Raw genomic sequence first — 13,849 nt, 5'->3', positions numbered from 1 at the left:
ATTTAGCGGTTTTTCACTTTTCTGTTAAGAAAAATTATTTACCACGGTTACGCTTACGTTCGCCTTCAGTAAGATAACGTTTACGAATACGAATAGATTTAGGTGTTACTTCAACTAATTCATCATCTTCAATGAATTCAAGTGCCTGTTCAAGCGTGAATTCAATTGCAGGAACTAACGTTAACGCTTCGTCTGTACCAGATGCACGTACGTTGGTTAACTGTTTCGCTTTAGTTGGGTTAACAGCCATGTCGTCAGAACGTGAGTTAATACCTACGATCATACCTTCATAGACTTCAAGCTGTGGCTTAGCGAATAAACGACCGCGGTCTTGCAATGTGAACAATGCATAGCCCAAGCATACGCCTTGAACCATAGAAACTAGAACACCGTTTTGACGTTGTGCGACAGTACCTTGTTTTGCAGGGCCATAATGCGAGAAGCTTGACGTCATGATACCCGTACCAGAAGTCATGGTTAGGTATTCTGAACGGAAACCAATCAAACCGCGTGAAGGAACAGTTGCCTCAATACGCATACGACCTTTGCCGTCAACTTCCATATTGGTCATTTCGCCTTTACGGAAACCCATTTGTTCCATAACGAAACCTTGATGCTGTTCTTCAACATCAAAAGTCACGTTTTCGAATGGCTCGTGTTTCACACCATCGATTTCTTTCATGATCACTTGTGGACGTGATACGCCCATTTCAAAGCCTTCACGACGCATGTTTTCGATCAATACAGAAAGATGAAGCTCACCACGACCAGACACTTTGAAACGGTCTGGACTGTCAGTATCTTCTACACGAAGTGCAACGTTATGAATCAATTCACGATCAAGACGCTCACGAATGTTACGTGATGTTACAAACTTACCTTCTTTACCCGCAAACGGTGAGTTGTTTACTTGGAATGTCATCGAAACAGTTGGTTCATCGACAGACAATGGTGGTAAAGCTTCAACAGCTTTCGGATCACAAATGGTGTCAGAAATGTTAAGTGCATCGATACCAGTTACACAAACGATGTCACCAGCGTTTGCTTCGGTAATATCAACACGTTCTAAACCATGGTAACCCATAATTTTTAAGATACGACCATTACGCGTCTTACCTTCTTTATCGATTACAGTTACTTGTGTGTTCAATTTAACTGAACCACGTTGAATACGACCAACACCGATTACACCAACAAAACTGTTATAGTCAAGTGAAGAAATCTGCATTTGGAATGGACCATCAACATCTACTGCTGGTGGCTCAACGATATCTACAACGGTTTGGAACAATGGGGTCATATCGTCAGCAAGTTCTTCAGGTGAAGGACCAGCAACACCACGAAGACCTGATGCATAAACGATTGGGAAGTCTAACTGTTCGTCAGAACCACCAAGGTTATCAAATAAATCAAATACTTGATCGATAACCCAGTCACAACGTGCGCTTGGCTTGTCAACTTTGTTGATAATCACGATTGGCTTCAAACCACGCGCAAAGGCTTTTTGTGTCACAAAACGAGTTTGTGGCATTGGACCTTCTTGTGCATCAACCAAAAGTAATACGCAATCGACCATCGACAAGACACGTTCTACTTCACCACCGAAATCGGCGTGTCCCGGGGTGTCAACGATGTTGATGCGATACTCAGTGTTTGTGCGTGCATCTAACCATTTGATTGCAGTATTTTTTGCAAGAATGGTAATACCACGTTCAGACTCAAGCGCGTTAGAATCCATAACACGTTCAATCTCGCCTGCGCGATCACCAAGAGCACCTGATTGTTGTAAAAGTTTGTCTACAAGAGTCGTTTTACCATGATCGACGTGCGCAATAATGGCAATGTTACGGAGAGTTTTAATATCTGACATGTATAATTCAATACGCTTTAAATTTGAGGGCAAATTATACAGAAAAATATTACGCTTTAGTAGTGACAGTTTATTGACAGACAACTTTTTTTCTGACGAATTGCAATCGAATCGTTGGTAAAATAGTCCAACTCTATTAGAATATTCCACTAATGCTTATCGCTTTTTTATGCTCCCATGTCGAAACCCCTACCTCAGCAACAGCTCGATCTTGTTTACGGGCTGAATGATCGCCCGAAACCTTTTGTTGCATTTTTAGCCGCTTTGCAACATCTTTTAGCCATTTTAGTCCCGATTATTACCCCCGGATTACTGATTTGTCTCGCACTTGGTGTTTCTCGTGAAGACACCAATATGATTTTATCGATGTCTCTCATCATTTCAGGCATTGCTACTTTTTTACAGTGTAAAAAAGTAGGGCCTTTCGGTGCGGGATTATTAATTGTTCAGGGGACAAGTTTTAATTTTATTGGTCCAATCATTGGTATTGGTAGTGCAATGGTGGCTGCTGGCACGCCTGTTGAACAAGTGATGGCTGCCATTTTCGGGGTTGTGATTGCAGGTTCATTTATCGAAATGGGTGTTTCACGCATTTTACCTTGGGTCAAAAGACTGATTACGCCTTTGGTTACAGGTATCGTGGTTCTGCTGATTGGTTTGACCTTGATTAAAGAAGGTTTGATTAGCATGGGTGGTGGTTATACCGCGATGCAGAATCAAACATTCGCCAATACTGATAATTTAATCATGTCATGTACCGTACTTGGCATCATTATTTTGCTGAATCGTATTCGTATTATTTGGGTGAAAAGTTCAGCAATTTTGATCGCCTTGGTGATCGGTTATATTCTTGCAGGATTTATGGGGCATTTAGATTTTTCTGTTTTAAATGATGCACCGCTTGTGCAAGTTCCTACCCCGATGCATTTTGGTTTAAGCTTTTCTTGGAGCTTATTTATTCCAATGGCATTTATTTATTTAGTCACTTCACTTGAAGCGATTGGCGATGTCACTGCAACCAGTAAAATTTCAAATCAACCCGTTGATGGTTCGATTTGGATGCAGCGAATTAAAGGTGGCGTACTGGTCAATGGTGCAAATTCATTCTTAGCAGGTATCTTCAATACTTTCCCGAGTTCTGTTTTTGCCCAAAATAATGGGGTGATTCAGCTCACAGGTGTCGCGAGTCGATATGTCGGTCTTTGGATTGCTGCTCTGCTGGTCATTTTAGGGTTATTCCCTGCTGTTTCAGCTGTGATCCAAGCGGTCCCTCAAGCTGTTTTAGGTGGTGCTGTGATGGTTATGTTCGGTGCTGTTGCAGCTTCTGGCATCAACATCCTGTCAGGTATTCATTTGGATCGTCGTGCATTATTGATCATTTCAATTTCTCTAGCTTTAGGTCTAGGGGTTGCACAAGTTCCACAGATTCTTGAACACCTACCTGAATTATTTAAAAATATTTTTAGTTCTGGTGTCGCAACAGGCGGTATTGCCGCTTTGATTTTAAATATAGTTTTACCTGAAACGCATAAATAATCATCCAACCTCGACACTTACCCAGTTTCACGACTGGGTTTTGTTTTGATGAGAGATCAATATGGATCCACGTAGTGAAGTCGTCTTACGTCAACAAGATTATTTAAATGGGCATATCTTATTGATTAATGCCCCGAATGATCAACTCGCCAAAGAACTACCAAGCCAAGCACAAGCATCTGTATGGACTTGGAACTTTGCTGAGCATCAAGGCTTTTTAAATGCTGGAATTTCATCACATTTCTCAGTTGAATTTCCCAAAGCTGTCTTTGAACAAGTCATTATTTTTGTGCCTAAATCAAAGGAATTGTTGAACTATATTCTGCATGTGGTGGTGAGCCATTTACAGCAAGGTCAGCACGTTTTTCTCGTTGGTGAGAAAAAAGGTGGGGTTGAACGTGCAGCAAAACAATTACAGCAGTATGGTCAAACACAGAAATTAGATAGTGCACGTCACTGTCAACTTTGGCACATGAAAATTGAAAAAACTGAACAATTGAAACCACTAGATCACTGGTTAAAAACCTATACCGTACAAGTGAATCAAGATCGTTTAGAAGTTTGCGCACTGCCCGGTGTATTTAGCCAAGATCATTTGGATATTGGAACGGCCGTATTAGTTCCTTACCTTGATCAAGTAAAATCGGGTAAGATTGCCGACTTTGGCTGCGGTGCTGGGATTATTAGTGCATATTTGGCCAAACTAAATCCACAGCAACAAATTTTTGCGCTTGATATTGATGCATTTGCATTACGGTCAACTGAAATGACGTTTCAGCGAAATGGGCTGAATTTAGATCAGTTACACCTTCAACCTGTAACAGGCTTTGGTGATGCACCCAAAGATTTGGCTGCGATTGTCAGCAATCCGCCTTTCCATCAGGGAATCTATACCGATTACGATGCCAGCGAAGCGCTATGCAAGCTTGCAAAATCACACCTAAAACGTTCAGGTGAATTATGGATCGTCGCAAATCGTTTTTTGAATTATCAGCCACTTATTGAACAAAGCTTTGGTCAATGTGTCATCAAAACTGACCAACAAGGGTTCAAGGTTCTATATGCCAGTGCGAAATATAAAGTTTAAGGAATTTTTATGAGCGATACATCTGCTCCCCAACACCTTCAGCGTAAGCTCGGCGCTCGCCACCTCAATATGATTGCCATTGGTGGATCAATTGGTACTGGCTTATTCCTTGCTTCAGGCTCCACCATTGCAAATGCTGGCCCCGGTGGTGCATTGCTGGCCTATGCATTGATTGGTCTGATGATTTATTTCTTGATGACCAGTTTAGGCGAATTGGCGACACACACCCCAACATCAGGTGCATTCTTCACTTATGGTAGTCGTTATGTTGAGCATGGCTTTGGTTTCGCCTTAGGTTGGAATTATTGGTATAACTGGGCCATCACCGTTGCTTTTGAACTTGTCGCTGTACAATTCATCATGAAATTCTGGTTCCCAGATCTTCCCGGTTTTTACTGGAGTGCGATTTTCCTTGCGATTATTTTTGGGATCAACTCGTTAACAGTTAAAGGCTTTGGTGAGAGCGAGTTCTGGTTCTCCATGATCAAAGTGATTGCAATCATCGTCTTTATTATCATTGGTATTGCCATGATTGTTAAAATCATGCTCACGCCAAATGTTGCCGCTTTTTCCAATTGGACCTATCAAGACGCGCCCTTTGTAGGTGGTCTGCAAGCCATGATTGGTGTGGCAATGATTGCGGGATTCTCTTTCCAAGGTACAGAAATGGTCGGGGTCGCTGCGGGTGAATCAAAAGATCCGAAGAAAACCATTCCTTTGGCAATCAAACAGATTTTTTGGCGTATCCTGTTATTCTATATTCTGTGTATTTTCATCATTGGTACACTGGTCAGCTACGATGATCCAATGCTATTAAAAGCTGCCGCAAGTGAAGATATTGCGTTATCACCTTTCACCTTACTGTATGAAAAAGCAGGCTTTGCTTTTGCAGCCAGTTTGATGAATGCGGTCATTCTCAGTGCGATTTTGTCTGCCGGTAACTCAGGCATGTATTCTTCGACTCGTATGTTATGGAATATGGCACGTGAAGGAAGAGCGCCTAAACTCTTCTCCAAACTTGATCGTCGTGGCGTACCGATGAATGCACTGTATGCGACAACTGCCGTTGCTGCATTATGTTTTTTGACAACCTTTATGGGCGAAAAGCAAGTCTTTAACTGGTTGCTCAATATGTCAGGCATGTGTGGCTTTATTGTCTGGTTAGGGATTGCGATTTCACACTATCGTTTCCGTAAAGGATATATTTTACAAGGCTACAAGCTGGAAGACCTCGCCTATCGCGCCAAGTTCTTCCCATTTGCACCGTGGTTTGCATTTATTCTTTGCTCAATCATCATCCTTGGTCAAAACTATGAGGCTGTGCTCGGTGGAAAAATTGATTGGCTTGGAGTTTTATCTACCTATATCAGTATTCCTCTATTTTTGGCAATCTGGCTTGGTTATAAGTGGAAGCACAAGACCAAACTAATCGCTTATAAAGATATGAATGTGAAAGCAGGTGAATAAATCATTGATTTATACTTGACTGAACAGCAAATATGAGTAGAATCTCTGCTCATATTTTCAACGGCACTATTATATAGGAGGACGACACATGCCATTACAACTAGGAAACACATTGTAAGATTTGGCACTGTCACCTCACGGACAAGTGGTAAATCTTCATGATCACTTGTCCGAATGTCTATTTAAACCTAGCATTCGCTAGGTTTTTTTATGCCTATTCGGACAAAAAAATAAAATGACCGAGATAAGAAAATGGGCATACAAAAAATACTAAATGCTGATGCTCTATATGGCGTTCCAGTGAAAATCTTCACCAACGACATTGATAGTGAAAGCATTGAACAACTCAAAAAAATGGCACAACTGCAATTTGTGTATTCACATATTGCCGTCATGCCAGATGTACATGTCGGTAAAGGCGCAACTGTTGGTAGTGTCATTCCCACACAACACGCAATTATTCCTGCGGCAGTCGGGGTAGATATTGGCTGCGGTATGAATGCGATTCGACTCAATCTAAAAGCATCACAATTGCCAGATCACCTTGCACCATTGCGACATGCAATCGAACGTAAAGTTCCTGTGGGTTTTGAACTGCATAAACAGATCAAAGCCAAAGCTTCGAGCATTATTCCTTTGGAAAAGCGCTTACAACCCATTATCAAAAAACATCCAGGCTTGGTGCGGATGTTAAGAAAGTTTGACGCGACGTGGCAGAAACAGCTCGGTACGTTGGGTGGAGGTAATCACTTTATTGAACTGTGCTTAGATGAAAATCAGGACGTTTGGGTGATGTTACACTCGGGTAGCCGAGGCTTAGGTAATGTGATTGGCACATACTTTATTGAACTGGCGAAGAAAGAAGCTCAGCATCGTTTTGGTCATGTTCCAGACAAAGATTTAAGTTACTTTGCCGAAGGTTCCAACAGCTTTGATGACTATGTGGAAGCCGTGCAATGGGCACAAGAATATGCTTATGAAAATCGTCGCGAAATGATGCGGTTAATCCTAGAAGCGATCCGTCCACTTCTACCACCCTTTCAAATGACCAAGGAAGCGATTAATTGCCACCACAACTACGTCAGTCGGGAAAATCACTTTGGTGAAGATCTATTCATTACTCGAAAAGGAGCAATTCGAGCAGGTTTAGACGAATTAGGCATTATCCCTGGTTCAATGGGAGCACGCTCTTATATTGTCAAAGGCAAGGCCAATCCTGAATCGTTCTGCTCATGTTCACATGGTGCTGGACGGAAAATGAGTCGCAATAAAGCGAAGTTACTGTTTAGCCAAGAGGATCTTATTCAACAAACCCAAGGCATTGAATGCCGCAAAGATGCGGGAGTGATTGATGAAATCCCAAGCGCATATAAAGATATTGATCAAGTGATGGCAAACCAATCAGAACTGATCGAAATCGTGCATACACTTAAACAAATTTTATGTATCAAAGGATAATCAAATGAAACTGAAAGAGATGCCAAAAATCAAAGTTCGCAATCCTGTAGCTTTGTCCCCTTTACTAAAGAAAGGAGGGATTCACGAAACAGAAAAGCCACGCGCACAACATCGTCGCGATCGTCAACAAGCCAAACAACAATTGAATAAAGGTGTGTGGTAGACATAGCCTTTGATCAAACGACTCAAACTGAGGAGAAGTAAAATGAATATTTACAAGGTATCGACAATAAAAAAAGCGACTCAAATGAGTCGCTTTTTTATAATTTCAATGACTTGAAATTATTGGCCTGGTTGAACTAAAACAGTACGGCTACCAGAAATCGCAGCGAATACGCGACGGTTCATAGCACGACCTTCTTTAGTTTTGTTGTCAGCAATCGGTTGATCCCAAGCGAAACCTTGAGTAGACAAACGAGATGCATCAACGTTGTATTCATTTACAAGTGATGATTTAACTGAGTTAGCACGAGCTAATGATAAACGTTCGTTTAATGCACGTGGACCAGTGTTATCTGTGTGACCTTCAATACGAGCAGTCGCATTCGGGTACTCAGCTAACTTCTCTGCTACTTTCGCAATTTCAGACTTGTATTGTGGCTTGATGTCTGATTTGTTTGTATCAAAGAATACGCGAAGTTCCATGTTAAGATCTTCGACCAACTCTTGTGGCTGTGGAGCAACTGGAGCTGGTTCAACTGGAGCAACTTCTACGACTGGCGCAGCAGGCTTCAAGTGACCACCAAGAACCACGTTTAAACCAGCGAGTGCTGTGTAGTTCCAGAATTTCTCATCAAAATGATAAGTACCACGAGCTTCTGTACGAAGAGACAAAGCATCGTTCAAGCGCCAGAATACACCACCACCAGCATTTGCTAATGTACCTTCTTGCTTACCACCATAGATGTCATCACCTTCATATTTGTAGTGACCAGCACCAGCTAATACGTATGGCTTGATTTTGCTATCATAGTTTTTAGTGATCAAATCAGATGTTACATAAGCATTAGCAGCAATATTACGACCTTTATAGTCGTTATTGGTACTTGTATCGCCTTTGATTTGACTGTATTCAACTTCAGCGCCCAACCAAGGTGTTACTTCAACACCAATCGCAGCACCAACAAATAAATCATCTTCAAGTTCTGGACTTGGTGTTAATTGACCTTTATCACCACGGTTGTTATGTTCAGTATCAAACATTGTATAACCAAGTAATAATGGCGTTATAGTTACGCCGGCATTCGCAGCAGCTAAAGGAGCAGCAACAAGCATAGCAAGTGCAATACGACTCAATTTCATGGATAACCTCCAAAAAAAAATTTGTTTGTTTTCTAAACTTAATCAATTTTGAATACTGAGAAATAGCCTTGTTGTATCTTTTTCAGGTATTCACTTTATGTTGAATCATACAAATACCCAGTCAATTTTCCAAGTATTTAATACCATTTAGCTAGCAGCCACAGAAAACGACTTATTTCTCTTCCAAAAATCTAGAAAACGCTAATCTGACAATACCCAATAAAGCTGTGAGAGATTATCACTTTTTAATCAAAACATTAACAAGATATCATAATTTTTTTTAATAAAACTAAGTAGTCCTCACAATCTATCCAGCATTAAGACAAGATTATTCTAGTTTTTTAGCCATTATGTTTACTTTTACATCAATACCACAAAACGTTTATATCCATAAAAAAAGCGACTCAAATGAGTCGCTTTTTTATAATTTCAATGACTTGAAATTATTGACCTGGTTGAACTAAAACAGTACGGCTACCAGAAATCGCAGCGAATACGCGACGGTTCATAGCACGACCTTCTTTAGTTTTGTTGTCAGCAATCGGTTGATCCCAAGCGAAACCTTGAGTAGACAAACGAGATGCATCAACATTGTATTCATTTACAAGTGATGATTTAACTGAGTTTGCACGAGCCAATGATAAACGTTCGTTTAATGCACGTGGACCAGTGTTATCTGTGTGACCTTCAATACGAGCAGTCGCATTCGGGTACTCAGCTAACTTCTCTGCTACTTTCGCAATTTCAGACTTGTATTGTGGCTTGATGTCTGATTTGTTTGTATCAAAGAATACGCGAAGTTCCATGTTAAGATCTTCGGTCAACTCTTGTGGCTGTGGAGCAACTGGAGTTGGTTCAACTGGAGCAACTTCTACGACTGGCGCAGCAGGCTTCAAGTGACCACCAAGAACTACGTTTAAACCAGCAAGAGCTGTATAGTTCCAGAAGTCTTCATCGATGTTATAAGTACCACGAGCTTCAGTACGAAGAGACAAAGCATCGTTCAAGCGCCAGAAAGCACCGATACCAGCATTACCTAAAGTACCTTCTTCTTTCAAACCACGACCATTACGACCTAACTGAATGTCAGTTGCATCGGTGAACGAGTATTTATAGTGACCAGCACCTAATAAAACATAAGGTTTGATTTTGCTGTCATAGTTTTTAGTGATCAAATCAGAAGTAACATAGAAGTTACCGTTGATTTGTTGTTGCTTATATTCAGAGTTAGCAGCAGCGCTATCTACGTCGCCTTTAACTTGGTTATATTCAACTTCAAAACCTAACCAAGGTGTTAATTCCACACCAATAGCAGCACCAACGAATAAATCGTCTTGTAATTCGCCGCCGTTAGTTAAGTGCTTATCACCATTGTTGTGCTTAGTGTCTTGGAATGTGTAACCAAGCAATAATGGAGTAATTGTTACGCCCGCATTAGCAGCAGCTAAGGGAGCAGCAACAAGCATAGCAAGTGCGATACGACTCAATTTCATGGATATCCTCCAGAGATAACAATTGTTTGTTGTTCAAGCTCAGCCTATGATTTTTGGCCCCTGAGAACAAGGTATGTTCTACAGTATTTTTTTTAAGCTATTCACTTCACTTTGAATCATACAAACACTTGATGAATTTTCCAAGTGCTTGATAACCTTAACCTCGTAAATTATTGACAAATTTTCTTACAATTTCCGTTGTAGTTCAGTAATTTTTAATTCAAAGCGATAGAGAGAATAGCTTATTGTTCACTGTCTTTGATTTTAGCAGTCTTTGCAGTACGAAGTAATCATTAGTTTGTCTAAATACTAAACTTAACCGAATAAATACAGCCGTTACTTAACACTTTGTTAATAAAAAAATTACAGAAATATTATATGGGTCAAACAATGTTTAAAATTTTAGGTCTCACAATCAGTGAATTAATCACGTGTATCGCAATTTTTGCAATTTTAGTGTGTCTCAGTCTACCCCATTTTAATGACTTAATGATGTCAAATGAAGCCATTCAACTCAAAAGAACACTCACAATTCATATACAAAAATCAAAATCTGATGCACAAACCTACCGAAGAAATGTGACGCTGTGCGCAAGTCAAGATTTATTGACCTGTGATCGGGATTGGAATAAAGGATTTATAAGCTTCATTGATACAAATAACAATCGACAACGTGATCCCAGTGAGACCCTCCTCTATGCCACATCACTTAACTATAAATATGGAAGCTTAGACTGGAGAGGTACACTAAGAATCAATTCGATTACGTTCCAAGGCGATAGTGGGTTACCGAGAGGTTCAAATGGTAGTTTCTTTTATTGTGCAAATTCCCCCAAATATCATACGCGAATAAAATTAAGCCAAATGGGTCAAATTACCCCTGAACCTCTAGCCACTTGCTAAGAACTGTTCAGTCTAGCTTAAGCGATGTAAAACACTTTCTTCATTGCTTTTTTTTACTATACTGCATAGGTTTTGAACATTCTCTGCAAACGAATTATTTGCTACAAACTATAAAGTCTGGAGACACATAATGACTGACATCGTAATTGTCAACGGCGCTCGTACAGCAATGGGCGGCTTCCAAGGTGCATTATCAAGCGCAACTGCACCTGAATTAGGTGCAATCACAATTAAAGAAGCAATTGCTCGCTCAGGCCTACAACCCACTGATGTAGAAGAAGTCATCATGGGTTGCGTTTTACCAGCAGGCTTAAAACAAGGCCCTGCTCGCCAAGCAATGCGTAAAGCAGGTCTGCCAGACTCTACAGGTGCCGTGACCATCAATAAACTGTGTGGTTCAGGCATGAAAGCCGTCATGCAAGCAGCCGATATGATTAAAGCTGGCAGTGCAGAAATCGTTGTTGCGGGCGGTATGGAGTCAATGACCAACGCACCTTATGTTTTACCAAAAGCGCGTGCCGGTTATCGCATGGGACATGGTGAAATTAAAGACCACATGTTCTTGGATGGTTTAGAAGATGCTGAGACGGGTCGTTTGATGGGTTCATTTGCGCAAGATATGGCAAACAAGCGCAATTATACACGTGAGCAAATGGATGACTTTGCTATCCGTTCATTGAAGCGTGCACAAAAAGCCATTACTGAAGGCTATTTCAAAGATGAAATCGTTGCAGTCACCGTATCGAGCCGTAAAGGCGATGTTGTGGTTGATCAAGATGAACAACCATTAAATGCAAAAATTGATAAAATTCCAAGTTTAAAACCTGCTTTTGCAAAAGATGGAACGATCACAGCAGCAAATGCCAGCTCAATTTCTGATGGTGCATCTGCTTTAGTATTAACATCAAGTGATGTTGCTGCTCAACGTGGTTTACAACCTTTAGCAAAAATCATAGCAACGGCTTCAAACTCTCAACATCCATCTGAATTTACCATTGCGCCAGTTGGTGCAATCGAAAAAGCCTTGAAAAAGGCAGGTTGGGATGCACAAGACGTTGATCTATGGGAAATCAATGAAGCGTTTGCGATGGTCACCATGTGTCCAATCGATGATTTCAAACTCGATGCAGAGAAAGTAAATATCAATGGTGGTGCATGTGCACTTGGTCACCCTGTGGGTTCTACAGGTTCACGTATCATCCTGACACTGATCCATGCGCTTAAACGTACTGGCGGTAAGAAAGGTGTTGCGGCACTTTGTATCGGTGGTGGTGAAGCAACGGCGGTTGCGATCGAATTGATCTAAGTTCTAACCGATCTCATAAAAGATCTTGCTTCATGCAGGATCTTTTATTTTCAGAATTACAAAATAATAATCAACCAATCGTTAAATTCCCGCTATGTTATGCATTGTATAAAAAAACAACAATGGAGCTATCTTATGCAACTGAATCATTATTTAAATTTTCAAGGACAAACTGAGCAGGCATTTAATTTTTACAAATCAGTTTTTGGTGGTGAGTTTGCAATGATCAGCCGCTATGGTGACTTACCGCCTGAAGAAGGTGTGACATTGACTGAGGAGGAGAAAAATTCCATTCTCCATGTCTCTTTACCAATCAATGACTTCACGGTACTGATGGCTTCAGACGTCAATGATCAATTTTGTGCCCCAAACAGCATATTCACGCAAGGGAATAATCACTATATATCCATCAATTTAGATGCGGATGAAATGGATGAAGCTAAACGTTTATTTGATGCCCTTTCTGTCAATGGCCAAATCGAAATGCCACTAGAACAGACCTTTTGGGGCGCACTGTATGGTGCTTTTACCGATCAATTTGGGGTGAAATGGATGGTGAACTGTCAGTTAGATGAGTAAGTTAAATCAATAAAACATAACTTCATAGAAATACATCGTTATTTCTATGAAGACTACACATCAATATTGGAATAAATACTGCACGATAATCATAAGCCCAATCGTAATAAAGCCAATGCCAACCCAGCCCGCTAAATCAATATACTGCCCTAAAAAGACCTTAGTCAAAGCAGCTGTTGCAATAACACCAAGCCCCGACCACAGCACATAAAAATCCCAGCCTGCATATATTTCAGAGCAATCGCAGCACACGCAAAAGAGATTAAGTACAAAATCAATGCAATGCCTTGATCGAGTTTATTCACTAAACCATTGCCCTTTGCAGAATAAAATGTAGATAGCACATCAGCGGCAATCGCAAAAAGTAACCACACTACCCCAGGATTTATTTTTGAAAATAATGTAATTATCTATATTTCATTAGAACTTTACGACCTTTTCTCGTAAGCCAATATTCATCATTAAATCCTTGTCCTACCAGTTCTTTTTCTACAAGATTATCTAATATATAACGTAGTTCAAGTAAAGTGGTTGGATTAATATCCTTATTCAAAGAAATTATTTCAGTTGAGTGATGACCGATAGTTTTTAAAACCTCGTACTCTTCTTTTGTGACTTTATAACTTTGAGCAACAGAATATTTTGTTTTTAGATACTCCACAAAGTCGCACAATAAAAAAATAAGCCCAAGAAACAATATAATAAAAGTAGCACTTTTTATTTTGCTCTCAACATTAAATAAACTAATATATTTTTCTTGTAATAGTATAAGCATACAAGAAATTGTCAAAGTAACGACTATTTTTCTTGAACTTTGTAAGACATCAATAATCTCTTTAAAATTCATA

The 13,849-nt window shown here is 40.2% G+C and carries 13 protein-coding genes; 8 read left to right on the top strand and 5 right to left on the bottom strand.

The features are described from left to right. Positions 1-34: 34 nt before the first annotated feature. The gene (gene typA, locus J2Y37_RS03770) at positions 35-1,861 is read right to left on the bottom strand and encodes a translational GTPase TypA (RefSeq protein WP_349032014.1); all 1,827 of its coding nucleotides are present in this window, start codon (positions 1,859-1,861) and stop codon (positions 35-37) included. Positions 1,862-2,047: 186 nt separating this feature from the next. Between typA and J2Y37_RS03765 the strand changes: the two genes are divergently transcribed. From J2Y37_RS03765 to J2Y37_RS03745, 5 genes are all read left to right on the top strand, one after another. After that, entirely contained in the window at positions 2,048-3,406 is a 1,359-nt protein-coding gene (locus tag J2Y37_RS03765; RefSeq protein ID WP_349031923.1) for a uracil-xanthine permease family protein, read from the top strand. A 61-nt stretch (positions 3,407-3,467) separates the two neighbouring features. Next, positions 3,468-4,493 carry a methyltransferase gene (locus J2Y37_RS03760; RefSeq protein ID WP_349031922.1) on the top strand — a complete coding sequence of 342 codons (1,026 nt, stop codon included), beginning with the start codon at positions 3,468-3,470 and terminating at the stop codon, positions 4,491-4,493. A 9-nt stretch (positions 4,494-4,502) separates the two neighbouring features. Next, the gene (locus J2Y37_RS03755; protein WP_004669468.1) at positions 4,503-5,960 is read left to right on the top strand and encodes an amino acid permease; all 1,458 of its coding nucleotides are present in this window, start codon (positions 4,503-4,505) and stop codon (positions 5,958-5,960) included. Between the two features lie 252 nt (positions 5,961-6,212). Then, on the top strand, positions 6,213-7,418 hold the full coding sequence (locus tag J2Y37_RS03750; RefSeq protein ID WP_349031921.1) for an RtcB family protein: 1,206 nt from the start codon (positions 6,213-6,215) through the stop codon (positions 7,416-7,418). Positions 7,419-7,422: 4 nt separating this feature from the next. Beyond that, positions 7,423-7,581 (top strand): hypothetical protein, encoded by a 159-nt coding sequence (locus tag J2Y37_RS03745; protein ID WP_004669472.1) that lies wholly within the window; start codon positions 7,423-7,425, stop codon positions 7,579-7,581. Between the two features lie 119 nt (positions 7,582-7,700). On the opposite strand, the gene omp38 (J2Y37_RS03740) is transcribed toward J2Y37_RS03745, so the two are convergent. Together omp38 (J2Y37_RS03740) and omp38 (J2Y37_RS03735) are read right to left on the bottom strand one after the other, a co-directional pair. Continuing rightward, positions 7,701-8,720 (bottom strand): outer membrane protein Omp38, encoded by a 1,020-nt coding sequence (gene omp38, locus J2Y37_RS03740; protein ID WP_349031920.1) that lies wholly within the window; start codon positions 8,718-8,720, stop codon positions 7,701-7,703. Positions 8,721-9,163: 443 nt separating this feature from the next. Further along, positions 9,164-10,213, bottom strand: coding sequence for an outer membrane protein Omp38 (gene omp38, locus J2Y37_RS03735; RefSeq protein ID WP_349031919.1), 1,050 nt, complete (start codon positions 10,211-10,213; stop codon positions 9,164-9,166). 390 nt (positions 10,214-10,603) lie between these two features. Between omp38 (J2Y37_RS03735) and J2Y37_RS03730 the strand changes: the two genes are divergently transcribed. The 3 genes from J2Y37_RS03730 to J2Y37_RS03720 all read left to right on the top strand — a co-directional run bounded on the left by J2Y37_RS03730 (position 10,604) and on the right by J2Y37_RS03720 (position 13,001). Then, positions 10,604-11,116, top strand: a complete 513-nt coding sequence (locus J2Y37_RS03730) for a GspH/FimT family pseudopilin (RefSeq protein WP_349031918.1) — start codon at positions 10,604-10,606, stop codon at positions 11,114-11,116. A gap of 130 nt (positions 11,117-11,246) precedes the next feature. Next, entirely contained in the window at positions 11,247-12,422 is a 1,176-nt protein-coding gene (locus J2Y37_RS03725; protein ID WP_349031917.1) for a thiolase family protein, read from the top strand. Between the two features lie 135 nt (positions 12,423-12,557). Next, a complete protein-coding gene (locus J2Y37_RS03720; protein WP_349031916.1) occupies positions 12,558-13,001 on the top strand; it encodes a VOC family protein in 444 nt (147 codons plus the stop codon). Positions 13,002-13,165: 164 nt separating this feature from the next. On the opposite strand, the gene J2Y37_RS03715 is transcribed toward J2Y37_RS03720, so the two are convergent. Next, positions 13,166-13,375, bottom strand: coding sequence for a hypothetical protein (locus J2Y37_RS03715; protein ID WP_349031915.1), 210 nt, complete (start codon positions 13,373-13,375; stop codon positions 13,166-13,168). Positions 13,376-13,407: 32 nt separating this feature from the next. Continuing rightward, positions 13,408-13,848 carry a hypothetical protein gene (locus J2Y37_RS03710; RefSeq protein ID WP_005296628.1) on the bottom strand — a complete coding sequence of 147 codons (441 nt, stop codon included), beginning with the start codon at positions 13,846-13,848 and terminating at the stop codon, positions 13,408-13,410. Position 13,849 lies beyond the last annotated feature (1 nt).

Source organism: Acinetobacter sp. 3657, assembly GCF_031456775.1.
GTDB lineage: Bacteria > Pseudomonadota > Gammaproteobacteria > Pseudomonadales > Moraxellaceae > Acinetobacter.
This window is presented reverse-complemented; position numbering and strand designations above follow the sequence as displayed.